The 25,620-nt window shown below is 39.3% G+C and carries 28 protein-coding genes, 1 tRNA gene and 1 pseudogene; 23 read left to right on the plus strand and 7 right to left on the minus strand.

Translation table 11 applies throughout. The features are described 5' to 3' along the window. Window positions 1-182 (plus strand): hypothetical protein (locus tag JHD79_RS22785; RefSeq protein WP_233164682.1); only part of this gene is annotated, 182 nt, incomplete at its 5' end. Between the two features lie 17 nt (window positions 183-199). On the opposite strand, the pseudogene JHD79_RS22975 reads toward JHD79_RS22785, so the two are convergent. Then, window positions 200-373, minus strand: a pseudogene (locus JHD79_RS22975) (helix-turn-helix domain-containing protein); the annotation flags it as partial. A 161-nt stretch (window positions 374-534) separates the two neighbouring features. On the opposite strand from JHD79_RS22975, the gene JHD79_RS12350 reads away from it, so the two are divergent. From JHD79_RS12350 to JHD79_RS12365, 4 genes are read left to right on the plus strand one after another with little or no spacing between them, the layout of a single operon-like run. Then, the gene (locus JHD79_RS12350; protein ID WP_199119550.1) at window positions 535-1,233 is read left to right on the plus strand and encodes an HAD family hydrolase; all 699 of its coding nucleotides are present in this window, start codon (window positions 535-537) and stop codon (window positions 1,231-1,233) included. A gap of 10 nt (window positions 1,234-1,243) precedes the next feature. Next, window positions 1,244-2,311: a zinc-binding dehydrogenase gene (locus JHD79_RS12355; protein WP_199119551.1), complete on the plus strand. Its 1,068-nt coding sequence runs from the start codon at window positions 1,244-1,246 to the stop codon at window positions 2,309-2,311. Then, entirely contained in the window at window positions 2,308-3,525 is a 1,218-nt protein-coding gene (locus JHD79_RS12360; RefSeq protein ID WP_233164676.1) for an MFS transporter, read from the plus strand. The genes JHD79_RS12355 and JHD79_RS12360 overlap by 4 nt, the downstream gene beginning before the upstream one ends. Window positions 3,526-3,547: 22 nt before the next feature. After that, window positions 3,548-4,441, plus strand: a complete 894-nt coding sequence (locus JHD79_RS12365) for an alkaline phosphatase family protein (RefSeq protein WP_199119552.1) — start codon at window positions 3,548-3,550, stop codon at window positions 4,439-4,441. A 113-nt stretch (window positions 4,442-4,554) separates the two neighbouring features. Here the strand turns inward: JHD79_RS12365 and JHD79_RS12370 are convergent, their stop codons facing one another. Then, the gene (locus tag JHD79_RS12370; RefSeq protein WP_199119553.1) at window positions 4,555-5,685 is read right to left on the minus strand and encodes a serine hydrolase; all 1,131 of its coding nucleotides are present in this window, start codon (window positions 5,683-5,685) and stop codon (window positions 4,555-4,557) included. A 175-nt stretch (window positions 5,686-5,860) separates the two neighbouring features. Then, entirely contained in the window at window positions 5,861-7,231 is a 1,371-nt protein-coding gene (locus tag JHD79_RS12375; protein ID WP_199119554.1) for a S41 family peptidase, read from the minus strand. Window positions 7,232-7,439: 208 nt separating this feature from the next. On the opposite strand from JHD79_RS12375, the gene JHD79_RS12380 reads away from it, so the two are divergent. Further along, window positions 7,440-8,552: an acyltransferase gene (locus tag JHD79_RS12380; RefSeq protein WP_199119555.1), complete on the plus strand. Its 1,113-nt coding sequence runs from the start codon at window positions 7,440-7,442 to the stop codon at window positions 8,550-8,552. Window positions 8,553-8,640: 88 nt separating this feature from the next. Here the strand turns inward: JHD79_RS12380 and JHD79_RS12385 are convergent, their stop codons facing one another. Continuing rightward, entirely contained in the window at window positions 8,641-8,847 is a 207-nt protein-coding gene (locus JHD79_RS12385; RefSeq protein WP_199119556.1) for a hypothetical protein, read from the minus strand. A gap of 88 nt (window positions 8,848-8,935) precedes the next feature. Between JHD79_RS12385 and JHD79_RS12390 the strand changes: the two genes are divergently transcribed. Both JHD79_RS12390 and JHD79_RS12395 read left to right on the plus strand, forming a co-directional pair. Further along, window positions 8,936-9,742 carry a helix-turn-helix domain-containing protein gene (locus JHD79_RS12390; RefSeq protein WP_233164677.1) on the plus strand — a complete coding sequence of 269 codons (807 nt, stop codon included), beginning with the start codon at window positions 8,936-8,938 and terminating at the stop codon, window positions 9,740-9,742. A 67-nt stretch (window positions 9,743-9,809) separates the two neighbouring features. Next, window positions 9,810-10,343, plus strand: a complete 534-nt coding sequence (locus tag JHD79_RS12395) for a dihydrofolate reductase family protein (protein ID WP_199119557.1) — start codon at window positions 9,810-9,812, stop codon at window positions 10,341-10,343. A 121-nt stretch (window positions 10,344-10,464) separates the two neighbouring features. Here JHD79_RS12395 and JHD79_RS23170 read toward each other — a convergent pair whose 3' ends face one another. Then, on the minus strand, window positions 10,465-10,548 hold the full coding sequence (locus JHD79_RS23170; protein WP_199119599.1) for an NAD(+)--rifampin ADP-ribosyltransferase: 84 nt from the start codon (window positions 10,546-10,548) through the stop codon (window positions 10,465-10,467). 41 nt (window positions 10,549-10,589) lie between these two features. Beyond that, window positions 10,590-11,759 carry a DUF4932 domain-containing protein gene (locus JHD79_RS12405; protein ID WP_199119558.1) on the minus strand — a complete coding sequence of 390 codons (1,170 nt, stop codon included), beginning with the start codon at window positions 11,757-11,759 and terminating at the stop codon, window positions 10,590-10,592. Between the two features lie 188 nt (window positions 11,760-11,947). Between JHD79_RS12405 and JHD79_RS12410 the strand changes: the two genes are divergently transcribed. From JHD79_RS12410 to JHD79_RS12470, 13 genes are all read left to right on the plus strand, one after another. Continuing rightward, window positions 11,948-13,531 carry a Na+/H+ antiporter gene (locus JHD79_RS12410; RefSeq protein ID WP_199119559.1) on the plus strand — a complete coding sequence of 528 codons (1,584 nt, stop codon included), beginning with the start codon at window positions 11,948-11,950 and terminating at the stop codon, window positions 13,529-13,531. 688 nt (window positions 13,532-14,219) lie between these two features. Next, window positions 14,220-16,826, plus strand: coding sequence for a phosphatidylglycerol lysyltransferase domain-containing protein (locus tag JHD79_RS12415; protein ID WP_233164678.1), 2,607 nt, complete (start codon window positions 14,220-14,222; stop codon window positions 16,824-16,826). Beyond that, the gene (locus tag JHD79_RS12420) at window positions 16,810-18,228 is read left to right on the plus strand and encodes an AcvB/VirJ family lysyl-phosphatidylglycerol hydrolase (RefSeq protein WP_199119560.1); all 1,419 of its coding nucleotides are present in this window, start codon (window positions 16,810-16,812) and stop codon (window positions 18,226-18,228) included. The genes JHD79_RS12415 and JHD79_RS12420 overlap by 17 nt, the downstream gene beginning before the upstream one ends. A gap of 65 nt (window positions 18,229-18,293) precedes the next feature. Further along, window positions 18,294-19,025 (plus strand): transporter, encoded by a 732-nt coding sequence (locus JHD79_RS12425; RefSeq protein ID WP_199119561.1) that lies wholly within the window; start codon window positions 18,294-18,296, stop codon window positions 19,023-19,025. Between the two features lie 123 nt (window positions 19,026-19,148). Further along, complete coding sequence (locus JHD79_RS12430) at window positions 19,149-19,358, plus strand: hypothetical protein (protein ID WP_199119562.1); 210 nt, start codon at window positions 19,149-19,151, stop codon at window positions 19,356-19,358. Window positions 19,359-19,457: 99 nt separating this feature from the next. Further along, window positions 19,458-19,829 carry a DoxX family membrane protein gene (locus tag JHD79_RS12435; protein ID WP_199119563.1) on the plus strand — a complete coding sequence of 124 codons (372 nt, stop codon included), beginning with the start codon at window positions 19,458-19,460 and terminating at the stop codon, window positions 19,827-19,829. A 175-nt stretch (window positions 19,830-20,004) separates the two neighbouring features. Next, window positions 20,005-20,334, plus strand: coding sequence for a helix-turn-helix transcriptional regulator (locus JHD79_RS12440; RefSeq protein ID WP_199119564.1), 330 nt, complete (start codon window positions 20,005-20,007; stop codon window positions 20,332-20,334). 47 nt (window positions 20,335-20,381) lie between these two features. Then, complete coding sequence (locus JHD79_RS12445) at window positions 20,382-20,846, plus strand: DUF6428 family protein (protein ID WP_199119565.1); 465 nt, start codon at window positions 20,382-20,384, stop codon at window positions 20,844-20,846. 19 nt (window positions 20,847-20,865) lie between these two features. Continuing rightward, entirely contained in the window at window positions 20,866-21,279 is a 414-nt protein-coding gene (locus tag JHD79_RS12450) for an arsenate reductase ArsC (RefSeq protein ID WP_199119601.1), read from the plus strand. Between the two features lie 170 nt (window positions 21,280-21,449). Next, window positions 21,450-22,346, plus strand: a complete 897-nt coding sequence (locus tag JHD79_RS12455) for a LysR substrate-binding domain-containing protein (protein ID WP_199119566.1) — start codon at window positions 21,450-21,452, stop codon at window positions 22,344-22,346. Window positions 22,347-22,417: 71 nt separating this feature from the next. Beyond that, entirely contained in the window at window positions 22,418-23,389 is a 972-nt protein-coding gene (locus JHD79_RS12460) for a YeiH family protein (RefSeq protein WP_199119567.1), read from the plus strand. 51 nt (window positions 23,390-23,440) lie between these two features. Then, complete coding sequence (locus JHD79_RS12465) at window positions 23,441-23,608, plus strand: hypothetical protein (RefSeq protein WP_199119568.1); 168 nt, start codon at window positions 23,441-23,443, stop codon at window positions 23,606-23,608. A 151-nt stretch (window positions 23,609-23,759) separates the two neighbouring features. Then, window positions 23,760-24,443: a GNAT family N-acetyltransferase gene (locus tag JHD79_RS12470; RefSeq protein ID WP_199119569.1), complete on the plus strand. Its 684-nt coding sequence runs from the start codon at window positions 23,760-23,762 to the stop codon at window positions 24,441-24,443. Between the two features lie 33 nt (window positions 24,444-24,476). Here the strand turns inward: JHD79_RS12470 and JHD79_RS12475 are convergent, their stop codons facing one another. Further along, a complete protein-coding gene (locus JHD79_RS12475) occupies window positions 24,477-24,683 on the minus strand; it encodes a hypothetical protein (RefSeq protein ID WP_199119570.1) in 207 nt (68 codons plus the stop codon). 278 nt (window positions 24,684-24,961) lie between these two features. Here JHD79_RS12475 and JHD79_RS12480 point away from each other — a divergent pair, with 278 nt between their 5' ends. Further along, a complete protein-coding gene (locus tag JHD79_RS12480) occupies window positions 24,962-25,417 on the plus strand; it encodes an NUDIX domain-containing protein (RefSeq protein WP_199119571.1) in 456 nt (151 codons plus the stop codon). A gap of 126 nt (window positions 25,418-25,543) precedes the next feature. Next, window positions 25,544-25,614 (plus strand) — tRNA-Cys (locus JHD79_RS12485). The last annotated feature ends 6 nt before the right edge of the window (window positions 25,615-25,620 follow it).

Here is a 25,620-nt window from a genome sequence, read left to right on the forward strand (position 1 = left end):
CCCCCCCCCCCCCCCCCCCCCCCCCCCCCCCCCCCCCCCCCCCCCCCCCCCCCCCCCCCCCCCCCCCCCCCCCCCCCCCCCCCCCCCCCCCCCCCCCCCCCCCCCCCCCCCCCCCCCTTTTCAAGCATAAGACGGCATACGAGATGGTAACGCAGGTCTCGTGGGCTCGGAGATGTGTATAAGAGACAGCATCTAAAGCCTTAATAATTTGGATCAATACCAATAATGAGGGTACGGTTCTGCTATTTTCAATTTGAGAAATCAATCCTTTGGTGACATCTGCCCGCTCGGCCAATTCCTGCACCGTCATGCCTAGAGATTTTCTTATTTCTTTTATTTTGTGACTAATTTGTAATAATGCAGAATCTCTCATTAAGGAAATTGGTTAATTTTTTAAAAATAAGATTTAAAGCTTGATCAAAGAATTTAAAAACCTATTTCAACAAACTTAACACAATAGTAGTAATTATTTAATAGTATAAATGTTTAATATTAGTAAACAATTATTTAATTTAGCTAAATATTGTCGGTATAATGAAAGAACCAATTAAGATGATAGTGTTTGACATGGCAGGAACAACTGTCAATGAAAATAACATTGTCTATAAAACAGTAAGAAAAGCCATTAATACGATTGGTGGATATCAACTAAGCTTAGAAGAAGTACTGGAGCATGGCGCGGGAAAAGAAAAACGACAAGCCATCAAGTCAATATTGAAGAATAGTTTGCATCTGGAGAACCCTCAGCTTGTCGAGCAGATGTTTCATTTGTTTTTGACGGAATTAAGTACGGCATACGATGTTGAACCTATTTATCCGAATGCAAATGCTGATGCATTGTTTGCCATATTGAAAACTAAAAGTATAATAAGGGTACTTAACACGGGGTACGATAGAAAAACGGCAGAATCATTGCTCGAAAAACTGAATTGGCATGTGGGGAAAGATATAGATGCGCTGATTACAGCATCTGACGTACCTCGAAATAGGCCATATCCAGACATGATTAATTTGGCAATGGAAAAATTTAATATTAAAAATCCTTCAGCTGTAGCAAAAATTGGCGATTCGACAATTGATATACGGGAAGGACAAAATGCAGGTTGCGCGTTAAGCATAGGTATTACTACTGGAGCACATACCCTGGTACAGCTAAAGTCTGTAGATCCTAATTACATAATAGACGATCTATTAGAGCTCGTCCCTATTTTAGATAAATACAATAACGGGTAAATTTTAACCTATGAAAGATGGTCAATTATTAATTTTTGATGGTGCGGCTAAACCATTGCGATTGGTTCGAATGGAAGTGCCGAAATTAAACCCCGCCGAAATTCTGGTAAAGAATACGTATACCACCTTATGTGGGAGCGATTTGCATACCTTTTGTGGAAAGAGGAATGAAAAAACTCCTACCGTATTGGGACATGAAATTGTGGGAATTATCTCCGAAATTGGAGAAAGCCATAGCCATTTGGATTTCAATGGCGAAGCCCTAAAGGTAGGTGATCGGGTAACCTGGGCAGTTTTTGTTGCTCCCCCACAAGAAATTTGGATCAATAAAGGAATGCCACAAAAGTCTGATCACCTTTTTAAATACGGACATGCCCAAATTAAAGGAGATGATGTTTTTCATGGCGGACTAGGCGACTTCACTGTACTAAAGGAGCATACGGCAATTTTTAAATTGCCAGAAAACTTGCCTACCGCTATAGCTGCGACCATAAATTGTGCCGTAGCAACGGTAGCAGGTGCAATGCGTTTAGCGGGAAGTGTAAAAGGTAAAACCGTGCTGGTCACTGGAATGGGCCTATTGGGTAATTTGGCGGTCGCAATGGCGAAGGTGCAGGGTGCCAAAGAAATTATTGCAGTTGATATAACCGAAGCTAAACTTGAACAAGCGAAAAGATTTGGTGCAATGCATACCTATCTGATTGACCATATCAAAGCTGACCATAAAGTTGATGTTGCCTTAGAAATGAGTGGTGCACCAGAAGCGGCAGAACTGGGGCTCGAAATGTTGTGCATTGGTGGTATTGCCGTGTGGGTTGGTGCCGTATTTAAAACCCGAAAAATAGAAATTGATGCCGAACAAGTCATCCGAAACATAATCACGATCAAGGGATTACATAACTATAATTTTGAGGACTTACGGTATGCGCTTAAGTTTATGACTGACCATCATCAAGATTTTCCATTTGATGAAATGATAGAAAAAGAATTTCCATTGGCCGAAGCCACCAAAGCTTTTGAATATGCCTTGCAACATAAGCCCTTAAGAGTTGGCATATATATCGACGAATTGAAATGAAAGCCTCTTTAAAAAACAAATGGACCATGTTGCTGCTCACCATGGTATGCTATCTTTTCTTTTATACCGGTAGGCATAATTTTGGCTGGGCAGCTCCTGGCCTAAGTGCAGAACTCAAGCTTTCTTACAGTTTTGTAGGTTGGATTAGTTTTGCAATGCTAATTGGTTATGCATTAGGACAGCTCATTAATGGTAATTTAGCCGATAAATTTAGTCCGCGTTTTATGGTGATTATTGGTGCATATCTATCTATCGCTACCAATATTGCCATCAGTTTTTCGAATAATGCCTACGTTATTCTTTGCTTATGGGGCATTAATGGGTATTTCCAATCTATGGCTTGGGCGCCAGGTGGAAAAATTATCAGTAATTGGTGGAATCAAGAAGAGCGTGGAAAAGCATTTGGCTTTTACACCATGTCGGCAGGACTATCTTCTGTAATTACTTATACGCTTTCTATAGTTTTACTTCAGCAAGGTTATGAATGGCGAATGTTATTCCGACTGCCTGTGTTATTCCTCTTGGTGGCATCGACCCTGTTTTTTCTTTTTATTAAAGATAAACCAGATAAAAATGTAGAAATAGATAACGATAAATTACCAGCGCTTTCGTGGTTTCAACGCTACAAAAAGGTGCTTGGACATAAAAAATTCTTACTCATCTGTATTTCTCTTGGTTTCGAAAGCATGGCGAGGTATGGACTGATATTCTGGGTTCCTATCCACTACTTAGGAGCAAATTGGAAACAGCAACCACAAAGTGTGTGGATTACATTTTTTCTTCCCTTAGGTATGGCAATAGGGGCATTAACTTTCGGCTGGCTATCTGATTCACTCTTTAAAGGGGATAGAATTTTGGCCATTAGGATTGGAATGTTGACGAGTTTTTTTTTAGCCATTGCAATGTATTTTGTGGCTAAAGAACATTTTGTGCTATCGGCATTGCTGATGTTGAGCGCAGGCTTTTTTGTGTATGGCCCACAAGGATGCTTTTGGCCTTTAAGTCCTGATTTATTAGGCTCAAAACTCACCGGAACCGGAATTGGGCTAATGAATATGTTCGGTTATCTTTTTGCGGCCTTGGGCGAGCCCATAATCGGAAAGATTATCGATGTTTCGGGCAGTACACATACCATCTTTCTGATTGTTGCCGTGGCATGTTTATTTTCGGCAATGGTCATTTCCATAGCTGCTAAGCAAAATAAAAATTATTAATGTATCATAAAAACTTAAACAGATGAAGATTAAATATGTATTCGGGTTATTATTGTTACTTACAGGGGTCGCTGTGAATGCACAAAGAGTAGTTGTACTTGGCCTCGATGGCTTTAGCTCAGAAGGTTTTAGGGCATCCAAGCACCCAAACATCGACCAGCTATTTGCAAAAGGACTGATTACCTTAACCAATAGACCGGTAATGCCGTCGGTAACTCTGCCTAACTGGACAAGTCATTTGACTGGTCAAGGGCCTGAAGAACATGGTGTTACTACTAATAAGTGGATTTTAAATGATCATCCATTACCAGCAATAGAAACCGACCAAGATGGGTATAGCCCATCCATTTTTAAGCTGTTGAAAGACCAGAAACCTCGAGTAAAAACTGCTTATTATTATAATTGGGCAGAGTTGATCAATCCCATCAATAAAAAATATTTGGACGAAATTTCTTTTGAAGAAAATGATAAATACCAAGGCAATTATGCCAAGGCGATAGAGTTTATGACAAAAAATAAAAAAGACCCAACCTTAGTATTTCTTTACAGTGTTCATACCGATCATGCTGGGCATACCCATAATTGGATGTCGCCCCAATATATTGAAGCCATTGAAGAGGGAGATAGGGCAATTGGTGCCTTTGTTGCCAAACTTAAAGCACAAAACCTGTATGAGGATACGTATTTTCTGTTAATCACCGATCATGGCGGTATAGCAAAAGGGCATGGAGGGGTAAGTGTAAATGAAATGCAAATTCCTTGGGCAATCACAGGGAAAAAAATAAAAAACTTGGGGCTAACCGATGCTTTTTTTAGCAGCAATAAAAATACTTCGCTCGTTTTATCTAAGATATTTGGACTGAAAGCTATTCCAAAGTCATGGACAGGTATTGCCCCAAAAGAGATATTTAAATAAATAGCTATAAACTATTCATCTAAGAAAATGGTTCGAATGCCGAAGCACTATTGCCCCGAGTTTTAGCAGTGCTGAAAAGAACGACTTTTTTGTTTTTTCTATGTAGTGTTTTCTTAGGGTTTCAAAATTTTGTCTGATAAGGCTATCAGCTCATTTTGAGTGCCCATATCTGCTTCATTTGAAAGCAAAACAATACCCGAATTCAAATCAGGGTAAAACACCATATAACTGCTAAATCCTAAACTGCCACCTGTATGTGAAATGCTCCTTTTACCGTCTGCTGTTTTTCGTACTTTCCAGTTAAGGGCAATTGCACCATCTTCAAGCTTTCCAAAAGTTGGTTGGTGGCTTAACTTGACAATGGGATTTGTTTCGTTTAACTGAAATGCCATATACTTTAACATATCTGAGCTTGAAGAAGCTATGCTTGCTGCCACTTGTAAATCTTCCCAATCAATAATCGGCATGATGCGCCCCTTGCCATCGTAACCTTTTGCCATTTGTGCAGGCAATTTTCCGGGCTTTAGGAGAAATGTATTTTTCATTTTGAGCGGATCTGCAAAATATATTTTCAGAAGGTTTTCGTAAGTGTTGTTATAAACATTTTCCATAATATGGCCGAGCAGTTGTGCTGCTGTATTACAATGGCGGGCAATGGTTCCAGGTTGAACTTTGAGGTCTACATGATGTAGGTCTTGATAAAAATCTTGCCTGCTGTATTTTTTATGAACCGCATCTAAAATATAGGGAATAGAATCTGGATCGGCCTTTCCAAAAATATCTTTATCTGGCATCCAGTTAGGCAATCCGGAAGTGAGGTTGGCCAAATTAAGCAAGGTAATGGGCGTGCCATTATAATTCAAATTAGGATAGGCTTCTTTCAGGTATTTACATATATCGTCTTTCAGGTCAACCTTTTTATCCAGAACAGCCTTTGCAAGCAAGGTTGACGCAAAGGTTTTTGTAATAGACGCAAGTTCGTAAACGGTATTACCTGTTGGTAATGCTGGTTTATCCCTTTGTGTTGAACCGTAATTATAAAGGTACTGTTTTCCATTTTTGATAATCCCTATTGAAAGACCAACCCTTGAACCATTTGTCATAAATGCGGCAGCAGCTTGATCTACCAATGAATCCAATCCAGTTTTTAACCTATTGTCAGTAGGTACTTTTGTTTGATTGGTTTGTGCCGTGCAGAGAGATATATAGGCCAAGGAAATTAAAAATAGAAATAGTTTTTTCATGAATTTTTGTTTAGTAATACCATAAAATATTTACCATGTTGCACTATATAACCCTAATATACACCGCTATTCTCAATTTACCATTGGTTAGTAAAAATTTATGTCCTAATTGTAATCTTCGAAATCATTTTTGATATATGAGATGGCCAGATTTATAATCGTATTGGTTTTAAAATTATGGTATGGCCTGTCTTATTACCTCCTCGGGACCTTTGCTGAGCTCCACAATTCTATCAGGCCTTAATGTGTTCTCACCCTTTTTGCCTGCGGGACGTATCCATTCTTTCACACCAAACTGAAGATCAAGCCGCGTATTGGGTAGCTTGGTGTTGTACATCTCCCCAAAATGATTTGGGTGTCCTTCCTTTGGCACCTGGCCAATCAATGTTGCCATATGATTATCCTTTACGGTGGTAGCAAACATAATGGCACTGGAGAAAGTCCCGTTCCCAATAACTACATAAGTGGGACCATTAAAACGTACAGGATGATTAATCGTTACCTTTTTTTCCTGTGAACCTAGATGGATAATTTGGCCCACTGGTTGTTTAAGGTAAAAATCGTCATGTATTCCCCAAGACTGGAGCAGTGAGAGATATTCATCGCTACGTTTCCAATTGCATTGGTACCCACGGTATGGTTTATCATAAAAAAAATCAATTATCATATCACCAACGGCTGAATTACCTCCACCATTGCGGCTCACATCAATGAATAGGCTTTTTACTCCGTCTAATTTTATTTGTCTAAATATTCCTTCAATGACGTTTCTAAGTGAATCCAATTGCCTCTGGCTACGAGCATTAAAAGTGGTAATTGTGAGGTAACCGGCATCACCGTACCTATTATAACCGATAGATTTTTCGCTACGCCCGGCCATATCTGCTTTTAAAGTCAGGTAATCTATCCATTTGTTATAAGTAATCCCTTTTATTTGAACGATATTCCCATTCTCCAATTTGACTTTAAAACTATTGGAATTGGTTGCCTGGGAAATGGCATAAAGGTAACCAAACTGACTTAATGCATTATTTGCTCTCTGTTCAGGAAAGCCTGTCGCATAATCGGTACAATGTCTAACCAACGCGTGAATAGGCTGTCCGTTTATTTCTAAGATTTTATCACCTTTGTTCAGTCCCGTAACTACTGCCAATAAATCGTCAATAAAATATAAATTATGCGTTTTAGATAAGGTAAAGGGTAAAAAAATATCACCGGTTTTGAACTCGGCTGTTTGCAGATCGGGGCCTATTCTAATTTGGGCATGCTCGTCAGAGAGTGGAGCCACTGCAGGCCTAACTAATTTGAAGAAACTTGTAGCATCCATCGAATCGGTCAGCTGTTCGTTAATATGAGTGAAAAATTTTTCGTATTTCTTTTTGTTCTGCTCGGTAAATGGATTGGCATGAACTACAAAAAGCTGCTGCTTTAAAAAAGATACATCAGCCCTAAGCTGGGCAGGCGAAAACTTTTGTCCAGAATATTTGGATTGCCCGTAACAAAAAGCTGTCATAAAAAAAGTAGTAATAAGCGTTAGTGTTTTCATGTTGCTCTAGTTATAATGGTAAGGACGACACTTTTTGCAGAAAGGTTGCATCACATGGCAAATGATATAAAGCAAAACGAAGAAGCCATCTATTATTTTTGTTTTTTAGGTTTCATCTTGCTCGGTTTATTAATTTTAGATACCTTGGTCGGGTCACAAATCAGGAGCTATTATCACCTCAAATTTGATTGGATAGGGTATATATTAAATGGACACGAACAACATCACCACTATAAATCTGCAAACCAAAAAGCATTTCGAAATCCTAGATGGCTTAAGGGGCATTGCCGCCCTAGCCGTTGTCATCTTTCATTTTATGGAATGGGCCTATACTGATTTCAGCAAGAACTTTATTGCGCATGGTTTTTTAGCTGTCGATTTCTTTTTCTGTCTTTCGGGCTTTGTGATCGGTTATGCCTATGATGATCGTATTGCAAAAATGGGTATGCTCGAGTTTTTTAAATCAAGGATCATCAGGTTACATCCACTGGTTATCGCAGGATCGATGTTAGGGCTACTGGCTTTTTTGTTCGATCCATTTGGTGGCCATCCCGAATTGTACAGCATGGGTAAGATCATGCTAACGTTTTTGTGCTCGCTGCTGCTTATTCCCTTGCCGATAATAGAAGACCGTGGATTTAACCTCTTTAGCTTTAATGCGCCGTCATGGTCATTGTTTTGGGAATATATAGCTAATATTGTGTATGCACTTGTGCTGTATAAACTTCGCAGAAACTACCTGTTGCTGTTGACCATACTTTCTGCAGTGGCGATTTGTTGGGTAGCCTACCGTTCGGGTAATTTATTGGGGGGGTGGAGCGGTCCGACATTTTTGGATGGAGCAGCAAGGATTTCCTATTCTTTCTTGGCCGGACTGTTGGTCTACCGCTCCAACTGGATCATCAAAAACAAGTTGGGCTTTATCGGCATAGCGATATTATTGTTCCTGGCCTTTGTCATACCATTCTCTAAATGGAATTGGTTATCCGAACCTTTTGTCGTGCTGTTTTACTTTCCGCTGTTGATCGCTTTGGGCGCAGGGGCGACATTAACATCAGGCTTAAAAAAGATCTGTATCTTTTCGGGAAAGATCTCTTACCCCCTGTACATGACCCATTATGCCGTGTTATGGATGTTCGGTAATTATTACACCAGCCATAAGCCAGGCGCCACCCAACTCACTTTTATCATCATAGCTGGGCTGATCCTATTGCTTGGCGCAGCATATCTGGTCATGATCATTTATGATATCCCCGTAAGGAAATATTTAAACGATAAACGGAATGAAAGGCTTGCCAAGCAAAAAGCCGGGAGTGTTTAAATTTTTGATTGCTACGGAGATCGTTTATCATCGTTAATTGACCTTCACTATTAATGTACATGGCCTGCATTAACCAGAAGGATATATATTAACAATTACACTCACTTCTCTCTACATAGCTTTTATTACCATTGCTATTGATGTAATAGCAGCCGCCTTTGGAGCCTTTATATAATTGTTGCCCAGAAGTAGTTTTACCACATGGAACAAAAGTTTCAGATTCTGAGGTGGTGTCATCTTTGCCGCATGACAATAAGAATAGGCTTAATGCCAAAGTGGATAATAGTTTTTTCATGGTGCCAAAATAGATAGCAGTAACAAATAAATTTTACGGTTTTCCGTAGGATGAAAGATGTGGTCGGTTAAATCTTGTTTGTAATTTGATGATATCACCTATATTTATCCATATGTTTATCCAGCAGTTTGAAGTCATTCCGGAACTGCAGCCCTACGTAAAACTGATCTGTACGATGGACTGCGAAGACGATGTAGATACCAATCATATACGTGTACTACCTGATACCTGCGTTGAGTTATTTGTAAACTATACCAGTACACCTGTGGCCATTATTGGCAATGAGCTGCACAAACGCAGCATTGTTACTTTTCGGATGAGTCGCCATGCTGATGTACAAATGCGCAAAGGTGCTGGTTGTGTGGCCATTTGTTTTTATCCCGGGATGGCCTATCGGTTTTTTCAGTTACCCATGCATGTATTGGCCGACAGAACTTTGGCACTGGCCGATTTATGGCAGGATATGGCAGCAGAAATAGAAAACAAGCTAGCTGATGCCTGCAATCATTACGAACGTACGATTATTGTACAGCAATATCTGCTGCAACAATTGGCACAAAATGAATGCGACCAGCAGTTGGACTTTTGCTTAAAACAGATACAACAATCAGCGGCTTACCTGCCTGTAAGTGAGTTGACCAATAATATGGGCATCAGCCAACGCCATCTCTCTCGAAAGTTTCAGCAATTGGTAGGCCTATCGCCCAAAGTATACCTACGCATGTGCAGGTTTGTCAGGTCGCTTGACCACCTCAAAAAATACCCTTTACTGTCGCTTACAGAAGTAGCCTACAAAAGTGGCTATTATGATCAGGCACACTTTAATCGTGATTACAAGACTTTTACCGGACACACACCTGGTCAAGTGGCCCATGCGCCAGATATTTTGTATTGATGTCCGTTTTGTACAATTTGGAATGATTTGGATTGCACAATTTTGAGGTACAACAACAAAGAACGATATGCGAAAATTAATTTTAGGACTGGCCGTAACTTTAGATGGATACATTGAAGGGCCAAATGGCGAATACGACTGGTGTTTTACAGATCAGGACTATGGTTTAAAAGAATTTTTTACCCGAGTGGATTCAATCTTCATTGGTCGTAAAAGCTACGAGATGGCACAGCAATACGCTGATAATAACAATGGAGAATTTGTGCCAGGTATGCCATTAATGACAGAATATGTGTTTTCTACTAAACTAAGCTCGGTAAAGAAGGGTGCCATATTGATTGCAGAAGATAGCATCAATGCCGCACAGAGGATCAAAGCACAGCCTGGTAAAGACATCTGGTTATATGGCGGGGCGTCGCTTACTGATGCTTTCATGAAAGCAGGTTTGGTAGACGAATTGTGGTTGTCGGTACACCCTATGCTGCTGGGTAGTGGCAAACCTCTTTTTAGGGGAAGCGATAGTCGAACGAAACTTACGTTGTTGGAAAGCAAAACGTATGAATCTGGTCTGGTATCGCTCCGCTATCGTATCGATAAATAATTATTGCTGATCCTTACTTTTCTTACTCTTCAATGGCTTCTATACCAGGTTGTTTAAACTGCTCAAGGTGGTCTTTCATGGCTTTAAGTTACGCTAGGGTATGTCCTTGCCAAACTGTAATTTATGCAATCGCCCGAAGCGGATCATGCGTACGGTATGACTTTGTGGGGTTACGTTGAAACTTCTTGTTTGTGAGATTGGGGATACTTCAGTGCCTAAGGCGCTTAAATTATATCCTTTTATAATTTAATCATGTTTTTTATGGGCTTTTACCAATGCGTCTATGTTCTTTGGCTTAAGTCCATGTAGTAACTTAAAGAGCTCGGGAAGAAAACTTTTGAAATTTGGATACCGTTTTCTGTTGTTTTCGTATTCGGTAATCTTCTGCTCCAAAATTGGCAATAATATAAACCCAAACGTTTTGGTATGAAGTGTCCGAAGTCTGGTTTCTTCCTCTTTATTACCCATCGCCCTGGCCGTACGGATTTCACCAAGCCTGACCAGATGCTCTATTAGACAAACCTCCCAGTTGGATATATAGGATTGTTCAAGGGATTTTGCCAAGTTTGGTGTAAAGAGTAAATGATCATGGTCAATGTCTGAACGATGGGATAAAAGTAGAGGATTAACGAAAGAGTGACCAATCTCATGTACCGTGAGAAAGCGGGTTACCTCGGCATTGTCGAAACCATATTGCGTATACTCACTAAGGGAGCTGAGCAGGGGGAGCTGAATACTCGAGCTAAAAACCATTGCAGAAATCTTTCCTTCTGGGCTATCCAACATTGGTCCGAAGGCCCGATAATTATCATCTCCAGGGGTAATGGGCATACCTGGCATAAGGTAAAGTTCATAAGCTGCAAAGGAACTCCCATACCATTTTTCCATGAATGGTATGGCTTTGGCATTGATATGTTTCTCGGCTTCAGAAATAGCACCCCGGTAAAAAGCAGTATTGTTTTTAAGAAAGTCGCCTACTTTTGCTTTAAGGTAAAAGGAAATCAGACTATCGGTAAGTTCCAAGCCTAGTTTTTTCGCCCCTGGATATTTTTTTTCATCGAACAAGATCAGGTCATTGGGTACTGGCCGCCGAAAACCAGCCTTTGGAAATTCGTTCCTATAGAGCAGATATTCTAAGATCTGTGAATTATCGTGCAAAGTTTCTCGTAATTCTTTTAAAATACTTGAAATCCTTAAAATGGTGGGACTATCTTTCCATATACCGAAATGTTTTTGGGCAAAATATACGATGGGTTGATGGGAGAAATCTATGTCCTTATTGCTGAAAACATAATTACCGATGTGTTCGACTGCCAGTTTTTCTGCAATAAAATAAGTTTCAATATTTGTATTGACCGAAATCGTGACTTTTTTGGATATACGCTTTTCTATCTGACCAAATAACGTAAATGGCATCAGAAATAAGCCTAGCATGTATAAGAATTGAAAGGGTCTCATAATCAGATGACGAATAAAATGGCGGGTTGGTTGCATCGTGTGGCCAATATCTTGTACAATTGGGATAAAAAAATGGGTTTTCGCTTAAAGTATATTCCAATATTGAAGGAGAATTGATAACTTGATGCATTAAGAACGGAATAACAATGCATACCATCCTACCTTTTTTTCTGGCTATGATCGCGGCCATTGTGCTGTTGAACATGTGGGCCAACAAACTTAAGATCGCCTATCCTATTCTATTGGTCATAGCAGGACTATTGATAAGCTTTATACCCGGACTGCCCACCGTGAAAATTGATCCAGACCTTATCTTTTTCATCTTTCTCCCTCCACTACTTTTTGAGGCGGCTTGGTCCATCTCTTTCAAAGAGATGAAAAAATGGTGGCGTATTATTGGTAGCTTTGCTTTTCTGGTGGTGTTTTTTACGGCGCTTTCGGTTGCCATAGTTACTAATTATCTTATTCCTGGCTTTACCATTGCCTTGGGGTTTTTATTGGGGGGGATCGTATCACCACCTGATGCCGTAAGCACAGGGGCTATTACCAAATTTGTAAAAATTCCTAAATCTACCTCGGTTATTTTAGAAGGAGAAAGCCTATTGAATGATGCTTCTTCTTTGATCATTTTTCGTTTTGCATTGGTGGCAGTAGGTACTGGTCAGTTTATTTGGCAAGAGGCAACGCTTAGCTTTCTGTGGATGGTGGTTGGAGGTGTAGGTATAGGTCTATTGTTGGGTTGGTTGTTTGTGCAGGCGCATAGACGCTTGCCTACAGATGCGCCTTCTGATATAGCTCTTACCCTTATTGAACCTTATTTTATGTATTGGATTGCCGAACAGGTGCATAGCTCGGGGGTAATGGCCGTAGTCAGTGGAGGTTTGTTTATGTCGACCAGGAGATTGATTTTTCTGAACAGTTCCAGCCGTATTAAGGGCTATAGTGTATGGGAGAGTTTTGTATTCATTTTGAATGGTATTGTTTTCCTGATTATTGGTTTGGAGCTTCCCGAAATTGTAGATGGTCTTCGCTCGAACGGTATTCCTTTAGGTACCGCTATTGGCTATGGATTATTGGTAACTGGCGTATTAATTGCGGCAAGAATATTAAGCGCTTACGCTGCACTGATTGCTACACTTATTTTTCGCCCAAGCCTAAGGCCCCATGCGTCTTCTTCCAAGAGGCGTTGGATGATGCCATTGCTGCTGGGTTGGACCGGCATGCGTGGCGTGGTGTCGTTGGCTGCCGCTTTAGCTATTCCGTTAACTTTGAGCAGTGGTATAGCCTTTCCGCATAGAAGTCTAATCTTATTTATCACTTTTGTAGTAATCTTGCTTACCTTGTTGGTACAGGGACTTACCTTGCCATACTTTATAAGCCATACCAATCTTTTTGAAGGCGTGTTTAGTGAAGAAGCAGAAGAATCGGCCAAAAAGAAAATGAAACAAGGATTAAAGCAACATGTATACCAGTTTCTTAAAGATAAATACGATAACGAATTGATCGGTCATGCAGGTATGGAAAGGCTTCTGAAACAATGGGAAGAAAGGGCAAAGGCAACAGATGATAGCTGGATGAGCGAAAAGATGAAAGGGATTTTTGTAGAATTGCTCGATAGCCAACGGCGATACCTTACCGAACTCAATAAAGATCCCAAAGTTGATGAGGAGATTATCCGCCAGCAATTATACCAGATTGACTTGGAAGAAGAGCGACTTAAGATGATATAATTAATGGTCAAGAAAGTAGATTCTTCCAATTATAAAATATCAATTAAAGTTGGCATTGTTTTTTTGTAAGTATATGGATAGGGGGTTTTTATAAAAATGAGATGAAACTCGGATAAAAGACGGATAGAGCACAGTAAAATTCCCCATTTGATCCATTTCTTATGGCTTTTTGCTTGTTTTTTATAATGAACAAATCATGACGCTATGGAGAAGGTCATCATGCATAAATGGAAATTGCATTTAGCAGTTTAATCCATAATTAATACAGCTATAACCTAATCTTTCCATGGCATCAATAATTTTTGTAGCACAACAGGAATGGCCCTCTATTCTTAATATATGGTGGCAATCTCCCAAATCGAAATTGATTTTGCTTAGCTAACACTTTAGCTGATCTTGGTTGCTTCTTGTAGCGTATGTACCGATATTGAGGCGTGCCCATTTTTATTGGTAAATATACCGAAATTAAAAAATGAGTATAGCTTGCTAGTATAAAATGTATCTTTAGCCTAAATACAGCTGCCGTGTTATTGAATAAGTTGAAAGGCACTGTTTTTCAGTAATACACAATGTTATGCTGTTTATTGATATACTTAAGAAGAAATTTGTTTTGATATAAAAAAACAGCTATTTTCATTTAATAGATTTCAATAGTAAGATTGAGGACCTATCGAATTAATCTGCTCATATGATGATACTTGCCAACCGGTTCAAGACATTCCACCTGTTTACATATTTGAAAGAACATGGTAAGATTATGCTGCAATTTTTGTTGGCCGTTTTCTTTATCGGTATGGGGGCTTGGTTTGTATTGCACGAATCTACAGAACTGAAGCAGGTGGGGAATGTCATTAGTCTAGCTAAACCGGTTTTGTTGTGGTTGGGTACCCTGGTTACGCTCCTTTATATTTTTTGTAATGCCCTAATGTATCAGGCTTCCTTTCAGGCTGTTGGAGCTAAAGTTAGAGTTAAGAAAACATTCGTGCTTTTTCTAAAAAGAAACCTGATCAGTGTTTTTCTGCCAGCTGGAGGCGTATCGTCACTGGCCTTCTTCAGTGCACCTATTGAAAAAGGAGGTATTAGTCGCTCACAGATAACCTATGCTTCCATATTGTACGGTTTTATAGGTATTTTGACTGTAATTCTATTGGCCATTCCGGTATTCATTTGGGCCTTGTTCGTTAACCCATTAGGTACTACCGACTGGCTTGGGCTTTGCGCACTTCTCTTCCTTGTTATTGGACTGTATATAGGTTTTACCTCTTTTGTGAATAAGGGTTTTATTTACAGGATATTGGCTAAGAATATTCCTGCCCTAGAGGTAATATTTGAAGAAATGGCCAATAACAAGATCAATAAAAAAGCCGTATTTAAGGCCATAAGCTATAGCATGCTAATTGAGTTTTTTGGCGTTTTGCATCTCTATATTGCAATGAGTGCATTGGGCGTACAAGCCAGTGTGTTTATTGCTTTTATAGGGTATGTAATTGCCGTAGTTTTTATGGTCATTTCTCCATTTCTTCGTGGGCTGGGGGCTGTAGAGCTATCTATTACTTTTTTACTCACCAGGTTTGGTCTAAGCAATGTAGAAGCACTATCTGTTACTTTTTTATATCGATTTTTTGAATTTTGGTTTCCCCTGATCGCAGGGATATTCGCTTTTTTATCAGATATACGAAAATTGCTTTTTCGGGTGTTGCCTGCCATCGTCCTCATTTTATTAGGACTGGTCAATATCATATCGGTATTAACACCTGCTATTTCTAAACGATTAGAACTATTGCAAGATTTTTTGCCAATAGGATTGATCAACGCATCCAATTATCTGGTATTTGCTTCTGGTCTGCTGCTATTGGTTACCTCAATATTTATGCTGAAAGGCCTTAGGAATGCTTGGAACTTTGCCATGATCCTTACTTTGGTTTCCTTGTTCGGAAATATAGGTAAGGCCTTTGATTACGAAGAGGCATCATTAGCTTTTTTGGTAGGCTTGATCTTGTGGTCTACACGTAAACAGTACTATGTTAAAACACATCCTGGATGGATAAAAACTGGACTAAAAGTGGCATTTTTTACTATAGCTGTTACTATGGCCTATGGTGTTCTGGGTTTTTACTTTCTTGATAAAAAACATTTCGGTATTGATTTTACCCTTGCTAAGTCGGTGGTCTATACCTTACAACATTACTTTCTTCTGGGAAGTGAACTACAGCCTAGGGATGATTTTTCGCTACATTTTTTATATTCTATAAGCTTGTGCGGCATCATCTCTATAGGTTTCTTTATCTACTGCCTGCTCAGACCCTATGTGTTTAAATGGCAAGGAGTGGAAAGCGAACTACAGGAAGCAAAATTGGTGGTGGCACAGCATGGACACAGTGCACTGGATTATTTTAAATATTATCCCGATAAATTTATCTATTGGGTATCCGAATCGAAAAATTTTATAGCTTATCGTATTTCAGGATCTTTTGCCGTTGTACTTGAAAACCCAGTAGTGGCCAAACCAGAAGATATGCCATACTGCATTAAGGAGTTTGATGAGTTCTGTTATGCCAATGGCCTAAAAAGTATTTATTATAGGGTGCCAGAAACTTCATTAGCTACCTATCTTTCTTGCGGAAAACAAAAACTTTTTTTGGGGCAGGAAGGCGTGGTAGAGTTGGCTTCTTTTTCATTGGAAGGGGGCAAGCGTAAATCTTTGCGCAATAGCATCAAGAAAATTCAGGAGAAGGGGTATGTAGCTAAGGTTCATGTTTCTCCGCAGAAAAATGGTTTTATGCAACAACTTAAGCAGGTGTCTGATGATTGGTTGCTGGATACTGGCCGTAAGGAAATGGTATTTTCACAAGGCATGTTTATGGTCGAAGAACTGAAAAACCAAGTGATTATCTCTGTTGAAGATGCAGAGGAAAAAATCGTTGCCTTTTTAAATGTCATTCCTAGTTATGCAACAGGAGAAGGGACCTATGACCTTATCCGCAAAACAGCCGATGCGCCTTCGGGTGTTATTGATTTTCTAATGGTCGAACTGTTCAATTACCTAGGGAAACAAGGTTGTACATCGGTTAATTTAGGCTTGGCACCCATGTCTGGATTGGAAGCCCCCACAAACTTGGCCGAAAAATCAATTAGGTTTGCCTACGATAAAATAAAAGCTTTTTCCCATTATCGTGGATTAAGGGACTTTAAGGAAAAGTTTGATCCGATTTGGACCAATCAATACCTAATTTATGAACAAGACTATGATCTTTTGCAAATCCCAAATACGTTGAACCATGTTATTAGACCTTAAAAAAAGTCATGTTTTTATTTATGTTTTTGCCTGTTTATGGCTGTTGAACAACTCATATGCAATTGCACAGCGGCAAGATAGTGTAAGTTTTGGTCGTTTTGGCAAGGTAATATTGTACCAGTCGGTTCAAAAACCAACAGCCTTGGTGCTCTTTATTTCTGGAGACGGAGGCTGGCAACATGGTGTAATTAATATGGGCCGTTTTTTGGCACAGCAGGGCGCATTGGTAGCGGGTATTGATGCCAAGCACTTTGCCAAGGCCATGAAACAAACTACTGGTTGTTTGTATCCTGCAGCAGATTTTGAACAACTGAGCATGATGTTGCAGAAAAAATTTAAGTTTCAAAGTTACCTGAAGCCCATTATAGTTGGTTATTCTTATGGGGCTACTTTGGCCTATGGGCTGTTGGCCCAATCGCCTGCGGGAACCTTTAAAGGGGCCATAGCATTGGGCTTTTGTCCAGATATTGATCTTAATAGGCCACTTTGTACAGGTAGTGGACTGAAATCTCATGTGCTTAAACCAGGCAAATCTTATTATCTGGATCGGATAGAAAAACTAAACGCTCCTTTTATCGTGTTGAATGGATTAAAGGATCAGACATGCCCTTTTGATGCAACAGCGACTTTTTTGAAAGGAATAGATAATGCAGAATTGGTGACATTGACGAAAGTGGGACATGGCTTTTCTATTGGCGATAACTGGTTGCCACAGTTCAAGGCCGCTTTTTTGAAGATCCAGTCTGCGGGCACCGTTGTGGGTAAGGAAGAAGTAAAGCTTGCTATACCGCATGATTTGCCCATCAGTGAAACTTTTCCGAAAGGAAAAACAAATCATCAATTGGTATTCATGATTTCTGGTGATGGTGGCTGGACCAGCTTTGACCAAGGGTTGGCAGATGCTTTTGCCACTAAGGGTTATGTAGTGTTAGGGCTGGATGCGCAAAAGTATTTTTGGAATGCCAAGACACCAGATGGAACAACAAAGGAACTTTCCTTGGTTATTGCGGCTTATATGCAGAAATTGACTATAGACAAATTTATACTGGCAGGTTACTCTTTTGGTGCCTGTGTGGTACCTTTCATTGCCAGTCGTCTGCCCGAAAATCTTCGTCAGGGCTTTCGTGCGCTGGTATCGTTTTCACCAGATCAGACAGCAGATTTTGAAATTCACGTGGCCGATATGTTAAATTTTGGTGGAGGTACCGATCCTTATAATGTCATTGCCGAGATGGGAAAATTGGATAAAGTTACCCGACTCTGTCTATTCGGCAGTGAAGAAGACCAAAATATTGTTCAGCGTTTTAAGGGCACCGGAGCCAAAATACTATCTATTCCTGGAGGACATCATTACAATGAGGATTATGGAGCCATTGTGGAAAGCGTTCTAAAGGAAATTTAATGATAGGGCAGCACTTTGGAAATATGTATTTAACGATTAATTCAAATTAGCTTATAGGTGAAACAATGATGAGGTTTATGATTTCGCTCTTTCTCTTCAGTCTTATTTTTAAGACAGATCTGTACGCACAGAATGAGAATTTTGCATCAGACAGACCAGGGCTATCCGATGCCCCAGACCTGATTGATAAAAAAACTTGGCAAATCGCTTCTGGATTTGATATTTCTAAATATAACCATTATGGGGTTTACCAGTTATCACAGAATACCTTGAAGTATGGTATAAGTAAACGGTTTGAGGCCCGCTTGGATTTCGGTCTGCAATATGATCCCGAAAAAAAAATATATGGAAGTTCTGGCCCTTCTTTGGGGCTAAAAACCCTGCTGACCCCACAACATCAATTTATTCCTAAAACCGCATTTATTATTGAATACTATCCTCCGCCATTTTCGGCTGCCCAACAATCTTCGGGCTTGGGTACCGAATTCTGCTTTAGTCATAACTTTAAAAATGGAAATAGTCTGTATTATAATATTGGAGCCAATTGGTTGGACATTGAAAGTAAACCTACATTAAACACCTTGATGGGGTTCTCTTACCAAGTTAATGAGGTATTGCATATCTTCGCCGAATTTTATTTATATAAAGTTCCAGAAATTCGTCTTAATTATGTTTCAGATATCGGAATGACTTATCAATTCAATAAAAAATTGCAATTTGATTTTGCAACAGGCCTGGACATTATTAAACCAAATGGCAATTCCTATTTTAACTGTGGTATATCCTATAATTTCTAAAATAAACAATTGTGCTGGTAATTTATCAGTTACTTTCTGCTAATAGTCATAGCATAGAATTAATACGAGATAATTTTTAAAGATTGATCAGGAATATGCTGACGAAAGCATAGTTTTGTACTTATGACTATAGAAGAGTTAGAAGATTGGTTTCAAACTGCCGCAAAACCGGAAATGCCAGTTTATTTAAACGGGGCAACTAAAGTAATAGACTATGAACTCTTTGTTCAATCGCATATCTATCCCTTGAAGATGAACGCTAATGCCAGAGTCAGCGAACCAATAATGGATAGATTATTACAAATGAAGTTGTTGATCGAGGCAAACTTATAGGCTTGGTGCCCATTCTTATTAGCCTAAACGCTATGGTGGAGAGCAAGAGTGAACTTGATGATTTTTTTTAGTAAATTTATTGTTAACAAACTCTAGATCATGAAAATAGTAAAAAACATTCTTTGTGCCCTTTTTGGGCTCATGTTCCTCAATGCAGGATTAGACAAATATTTTCACTACATGCCTATGCCCGAGCTGCCAGCCAACATGATGAAGGTAGTTGAGGCTTTTGGAACCATCAAATGGTTGATGCCCTTGGTCGCATTTATCGAAATTTCTGGCGGACTGCTTTTCATTTTTCCTAAAACCAGGGCACTGGGTGCATTAGTCATCTTACCGGTAATGGTAGGAATTATCTTGCATAACGCTACATTTATGCCTTCTGGATTGGGTATTGCAGGTGTAATGTTCCTTATCAACCTCTGGATCATTGCAGATAATTGGAACAAGTACAAACCTATGGTGGCTTAATTAAGCACTATAAAATTCTTGAGAGTGAACAGTTGATAGGCTGGCTTCACCCTCAAAACTTTTAAGGCGATCTGAATAGATGGCCTTTTTTGTTGAATTTTTATGCGCTGCAATTAATTTTTTAAAAAAAAATGCATATGATTAGATTTTATCGTAATATTGCGATTAATTAATTATGGGACTTACCAAGACAGAAATATTTACGGCCGAGCAAAATCAATTGGCAACCTTGCTTAAAGCAATGGCCCATCCAGCCAGAATAGCTATTCTTCAAAGAATATTGATTTCGAATACCTGTATCTGTGGAGATTTGGTAGAAGAGCTAGGCTTAGCACAGGCTACTATTTCGCAGCATTTAAAGGAATTAAAAAATGCTGGCATTATTCAGGGTACCATAGAAGGCGTGAGTGTGTGTTATTGTATTAATCCGAATACATGGGAATTATTGGAAAATCAAATTGGTACTTTTCTCGGATCATATAAAGGGGCAGCAGATTGTTGCTGACCTTTTTTTGAATTTATTAATCGTTAAATTGCAATATTAAAATAAATATGAAACTATCAGAAATAAAAAAAATCTTGGACAAAGCAGAGGAGGTAAATTTTCAACTCGAAAATGGAGAGATGGTACCCGATCATTTTCATGTGACAGAAGTAGGTGTGGTCACTAAAGATTTTATTGATTGTGGCGGAACCGTACGTCATGAAAAGGCAGTAAATTTTCAATTGTGGAATGCCGATGATACAGAACATCGGTTAAAACCAGGGAAATTGATGAATATTATTGGGCTTTCTGAAAAAGTATTGGGCATGGAAGATTTGGAAATTGAAGTGGAGTATCAGGCAGGTACTATAGGAAGATATGATTTGGGCCATGATGGAAAAAACTTTATGTTGCTATCGAAAAAAACGGCTTGTTTAGCTATGGATAAATGTGGGGTACCTCAGGAAAAGCTACAATTGAAGAACCTAGCTGTCTCAAATGTGGTTTGTACGCCTGGTGGCAGTTGTTGTTAACCCAAGGCAACGAATGAAAATGAAAAACATATTGGTATTATGTACCGGAAATAGTTGCCGTAGCCAAATGGCCGAAGGTTATTTGAACCATTTTGCAAAAGGCGGGGCTAAAGTTTATAGCGCAGGAATAGAAACTCATGGTCTTAATCCAAAGGCAATCGAAGTGATGAAGAAAGACGCAATAGTCATCTCTTCTAATACTTCGAACCACATAGACGAGTATAGGCATATTGATTTTGATTACCTGATCACGGTATGTGACCATGCTAAGGAAAATTGTCCTTATTTTCCTACCAAAGCCCTGAAGATCCATCAGAATTTTCCCGATCCTGCCAAGGCAAAAGGTACTGAAGCAGAAATTGAGCAACAGTTTATTTTAGTGAGGGATATGATCAAGACATTTGCCAAAGCGTTTGCAGCTAAACATCTTTAACTTTAGTTAAGGTGGATCTTCCAAAATGTGGTTCACCTGGCTAATGTTGCATTGTATTTTGGACTATTTTTTGGCTTAACTGAAAGAAACGTTTCAAAGAAAGTCTTTCATAAGGTCTTTTGTTTAAAAGGTTTTTTTCATCTTTAACGAATTTTAGGCATTTGCAGTTCATGGTATTTGATTTTAGATTACATGTTTTTTATACCGTTGCCTGTCGTTTGAGTTTTACCAAAGCAGCGGAAGAACTGTTTATTACGCAACCAGCCATTACCAAACACATCCGTTTGCTCGAACAGCAGTTAAATACAAGACTGTTTGAACGAAGGGGAAATAGTATTGCATTGACCGAAAGTGGTCAAATATTATGGCAATACAGCAAAAAGATTAAGGTGTTATATGATCTTGCAGCACAAGATATAGCCGCATTGGCAGGCATGAATAAAGGCCAGCTTCACATTGGGGCCAGTACTACCATTGCACAATATGTACTCCCGGGTATATTGGCCGCATTTAGAAAGGCATATCCTGACATTACGTTGGAATTGATAACGGGTAATACGGAACAGATTGAGCAGTTCATGCTTTCATCTGCTATAGATCTTGGTTTTATAGAAGGTCACACCAAAAATAGGCAAATTAAGTATCTGCCCTTTCTTAATGATGAAATTGTACTGGTAGCCCATGCTGCACATGAACTGGCGAAGTACCGAGAATTGGAGTTGGCAGATCTGTATAAAGCTTCTTTCGTAATGCGTGAACAAGGTTCGGGAACCTTAGAAATCATTCGTTTGGCATTGAAAAAAGCAGGTCTGAAATGGAAGCAATTAGCTATAGAACAGCATTTGGATAGTACAGAAGCCATTAAGTCTTATTTATTACATTCCAATTGTTTAGCTTTTATCTCTTCTCAAGCAGTACAAACTATAGGTGCAGATGGTCTGTTTAAAATTATTAAAGTAAAAGATCTGCAGATCAATAGGCCATTAAATGCGATACATTTACAAGGAGAAGCCTCCCCGTTGGCTAGTCTATTTCTTAAGTTTGTGTCTCGTTATAACCAAAAGTAATCTATAAGAACAATTTGTGATTTGTTGGGTTATGATGATTAGTGGAACTTTGTCATGCAAATCAAGGCAAAATGCAGACTACAAATCATCATTCTAAGGTTAGAGAAAGTAAAATTATTAGCCCCTCTACGCATAAATTTATATTTATCCTGATCGGTTTATTCTGTCTAATGCCTATCATATCAGCACCTTTGGCATTGCTCTTAGGGGTGATCTTTGCCAATACTTTGGGCAACCCGATCGCACACTTGAGTGGTAGGATGAGCCAGTTTCTATTACAAGTGGCTGTGGTTGGACTTGGATTTGGTATGAACGTCCATCAGGCTTTGCAAACAGGGCGGCAAGGTATAATGTTTGGGCTTGTTGCCATTTTTTGTACACTGGTATTGGGCGGCCTACTTGCCAAATTGTTGAAAATTGAGTTTAAGATTTCGTACCTCATTTCTTGTGGAACGGCCATTTGTGGCGGAAGTGCTATTGCAGCCATAGCGCCAGTGGTAAATGCCAATGAAAAACAGATCTCTGTTGCTTTGGGTGTGGTATTTATGCTTAATGCGTTGGCGCTATTCTTATTTCCTGTGGTGGGGCATTCCCTAGCGCTTTCGCAACATCAATTTGGGCTATGGGCAGCTATTGCCATTCATGATACCAGCTCAGTAATAGGTGCGGCAAGTAAATATGGTGCTGAAGCCCTAGAAGTGACCACTACTGTAAAGCTTACCAGGGCATTATGGATTATTCCCATTTCATTAGCTACGGCCATGCTATCGAGAAAAAACATCGGTCAGGTTAAACTACCTTGGTTTATTGGCTTGTTTGTATTGGCCATTATGATCAATACCTATGTGCCATTTATAACGCCCATAAGTGCTTATCTAGTTTGGCTGGCCAAGGCCAGTTTAACCCTTTGCCTTTTTATAATAGGCTCGGGCCTCTCTTACCATAGCTTAAAAAAAGTAGGTATTGGACCATTGCTACAAGGTATGATCCTTTGGTTAACCATGTCTGCGTTAACCCTATGGGCAATTTGTAAGATGGTCTGAGCCATTAATAATAGCTAGAGATTTCTATACATCTTAGCATCCACGAAAAGCTTGTCGTTTGATATTTGGCTTTCTTCACATGCCAGCCAATTCGATCTTCATGCTAAACACAGGATAGAAGATGCCTATAACCCCACTGCTTTTATGGACAGAAATGGATATGACCAGAGGATTGAAAAGCTGCAGAAGCAATTGAACCAAAAGTTGGGGAATAAATAATTGATCAAATACTATTAATCATACAATAACTGTATCATTCAATAGCAATAAAATTTTTCAAATGGAGACATAAAGCCATGTTTTATGGCAAAAATTTCCTATGCCAGTTCTGTATTTCCTTATCTTTACCGTAACAAATAAAAGTTGAACCATGGCGCACTTATTAGATAACCCAATTTACCATGCTTTAAATTCAGCCCATAACATTTTTGCCAAGGGAAGCGATGATGTAAAATATTATACTGAAGACGTATCGCCATTTGCTGGATTTGAAAGTTATACCACAACAGCTTTTGCGCAATTGGATAAACTCAGTGATCCACAAAATACGTTTGTTATCTTTTCGCCAAAGGCCATACCTATACCTGCACCATGGAAAGTGCTTAACCATATTGAGATGTTCCAAATGGTTTGCAATGATAAACCACTGGATGTAGTGATGGAAAATAGGGTTGATATTATAGATTTAACAAATGCTCATGTACCCGAAATGAAAGCACTGGTAGAGCTGACCAAACCAGGCCCATTTCGTTCAAAGACCATAGAATTGGGTAATTATACTGGGCTATTTAAGGATGGAAAATTGGTTGCTATGGCTGGTCATCGTTTTCACCCTACACCCTACACAGAAGTTAGTGCGGTTTGTACCCATCCTGCCTATTTGGGCAAAGGCTATGCCTTTCAATTGCTCCAGGAACAGATTTCCAGAATAGTAAATCGATCAGAAATTCCTTTTTTACATGTACGTAATGATAATGAAGGCGCTATTAAACTATACCAAAAATTAGGCTTTGCCATCAGAACAGATATGATGGCCTATTTCATAGGAAGGTAAGTTTTTAAAGGGTCAATACATTATGTGGAAGCATTATAAAAGATACTCATCTATAATTTCGCCAATTTGTCTGGCATAATCGTCTGGAATTTCTTTAGAGGTCCATTTTGTGACTTCTCCAATAAGAATAGGGGTAAGGGTAGCTAATCTGTTTTCACCTTCGAATACCTCATATGCACTATCTAATCTGGGTTGTATTAATAACGATTGGCCTGCCAAATTAATTTCAAATGGTTCCATGTTGTGGAAGTTTTAGGGGTAAAGATTCTTTGATTACAAATTCATAACAAATTTTGGATATCAAGTGTTTGGTATTTTAGGGGATAAGAAAAATATGAAAAGTTCATCTGGCATAAAAATAATTGATTTGTGCCGTAAAACAATGAGTCTGTTCTTACCAATGCCAAAAGAAGTTGAGGGTTCACTTCTGAACTAAAAATGGTAGCTTAGAGAAAGTTGGGCTAATCGAAAATGAACTTAAAACAGAATATGATAAGGGCTAAGAATATTTTGCAGAAATGAAGGAAAGTGCTGGTATTTTAGCTTTTAGAAATAGAGGTGGGGTATTTGAATTCTTTTTGGTGCATCCAGGAGGACCTTTTTTCGTACATAAGGATAGGGGTTGGTGGAGCATACCAAAAGGAGAGCTCTTGGATAACGAAGAACCTTTAAAGGCAGCTGTTCGCGAGTTTGAAGAAGAGACTGGTGCTACAATTACCGGAACATTTCTTCCGCTTGGTACCATTAAACAAAAAGGAGGAAAAATAATACATGGTTGGGCTGTGGAGTTTGACCTGGACCCCGTAACAATTGTAAGCAATACCTTTGAGTTGCAATGGCCTCCAAAATCTGGAAAAATGATGTCCTTTCCAGAAATAGATAAGGCCGCTTGGTTCGATCTAGCTACTGCCCAACAAATGATCAATGAAAAACAGGCAGAATTTCTATGGCGTGCCATGGCCAGTTTAGTATGATCAGCATCCAAATTTTTTAGAAAAATGATAGCCTCTTATGTTGGTATTCCATCGATGTTCAAATAATTTATATTAAATCTATAGAATTAGTATATATTTGTATCGATTTGTTTATCGAAAAAAAATAGCCATGTGGCCGAGTGGTGAGGTACGGGTCTGCAAAACCCTTTACGACGGTTCGAGTCCGTCCGTGGCGTCTAAAA

It is taken from the genome of Pedobacter sp. ASV28 (assembly GCF_016428855.1).
Lineage (GTDB): Bacteria > Bacteroidota > Bacteroidia > Sphingobacteriales > Sphingobacteriaceae > Pedobacter.

Coding starts and splice junctions, on each gene's coding strand:
- JHD79_RS12350 (WP_199119550.1), top strand. CDS start 535: ATGAAAGAACCAATTAAGATGATAGTGTTTGACATGGCAGGAACAACT.
- JHD79_RS12355 (WP_199119551.1), top strand. CDS start 1,244: ATGAAAGATGGTCAATTATTAATTTTTGATGGTGCGGCTAAACCATTG.
- JHD79_RS12360 (WP_233164676.1), top strand. CDS start 2,308: ATGAAAGCCTCTTTAAAAAACAAATGGACCATGTTGCTGCTCACCATG.
- JHD79_RS12365 (WP_199119552.1), top strand. CDS start 3,548: ATGAAGATTAAATATGTATTCGGGTTATTATTGTTACTTACAGGGGTC.
- JHD79_RS12370 (WP_199119553.1), bottom strand. CDS start 5,685: ATGAAAAAACTATTTCTATTTTTAATTTCCTTGGCCTATATATCTCTC.
- JHD79_RS12375 (WP_199119554.1), bottom strand. CDS start 7,231: ATGAAAACACTAACGCTTATTACTACTTTTTTTATGACAGCTTTTTGT.
- JHD79_RS12380 (WP_199119555.1), top strand. CDS start 7,440: ATGGACACGAACAACATCACCACTATAAATCTGCAAACCAAAAAGCAT.
- JHD79_RS12385 (WP_199119556.1), bottom strand. CDS start 8,847: ATGAAAAAACTATTATCCACTTTGGCATTAAGCCTATTCTTATTGTCA.
- JHD79_RS12390 (WP_233164677.1), top strand. CDS start 8,936: ATGATATCACCTATATTTATCCATATGTTTATCCAGCAGTTTGAAGTC.
- JHD79_RS12395 (WP_199119557.1), top strand. CDS start 9,810: ATGCGAAAATTAATTTTAGGACTGGCCGTAACTTTAGATGGATACATT.
- JHD79_RS12405 (WP_199119558.1), bottom strand. CDS start 11,759: ATGCCATTTACGTTATTTGGTCAGATAGAAAAGCGTATATCCAAAAAA.
- JHD79_RS12410 (WP_199119559.1), top strand. CDS start 11,948: ATGCATACCATCCTACCTTTTTTTCTGGCTATGATCGCGGCCATTGTG.
- JHD79_RS12415 (WP_233164678.1), top strand. CDS start 14,220: ATGATGATACTTGCCAACCGGTTCAAGACATTCCACCTGTTTACATAT.
- JHD79_RS12420 (WP_199119560.1), top strand. CDS start 16,810: ATGTTATTAGACCTTAAAAAAAGTCATGTTTTTATTTATGTTTTTGCC.
- JHD79_RS12425 (WP_199119561.1), top strand. CDS start 18,294: ATGATGAGGTTTATGATTTCGCTCTTTCTCTTCAGTCTTATTTTTAAG.
- JHD79_RS12430 (WP_199119562.1), top strand. CDS start 19,149: ATGACTATAGAAGAGTTAGAAGATTGGTTTCAAACTGCCGCAAAACCG.
- JHD79_RS12435 (WP_199119563.1), top strand. CDS start 19,458: ATGAAAATAGTAAAAAACATTCTTTGTGCCCTTTTTGGGCTCATGTTC.
- JHD79_RS12440 (WP_199119564.1), top strand. CDS start 20,005: ATGGGACTTACCAAGACAGAAATATTTACGGCCGAGCAAAATCAATTG.
- JHD79_RS12445 (WP_199119565.1), top strand. CDS start 20,382: ATGAAACTATCAGAAATAAAAAAAATCTTGGACAAAGCAGAGGAGGTA.
- JHD79_RS12450 (WP_199119601.1), top strand. CDS start 20,866: ATGAAAAACATATTGGTATTATGTACCGGAAATAGTTGCCGTAGCCAA.
- JHD79_RS12455 (WP_199119566.1), top strand. CDS start 21,450: ATGGTATTTGATTTTAGATTACATGTTTTTTATACCGTTGCCTGTCGT.
- JHD79_RS12460 (WP_199119567.1), top strand. CDS start 22,418: ATGCAGACTACAAATCATCATTCTAAGGTTAGAGAAAGTAAAATTATT.
- JHD79_RS12470 (WP_199119569.1), top strand. CDS start 23,760: ATGGCGCACTTATTAGATAACCCAATTTACCATGCTTTAAATTCAGCC.
- JHD79_RS12475 (WP_199119570.1), bottom strand. CDS start 24,683: ATGGAACCATTTGAAATTAATTTGGCAGGCCAATCGTTATTAATACAA.
- JHD79_RS12480 (WP_199119571.1), top strand. CDS start 24,962: ATGAAGGAAAGTGCTGGTATTTTAGCTTTTAGAAATAGAGGTGGGGTA.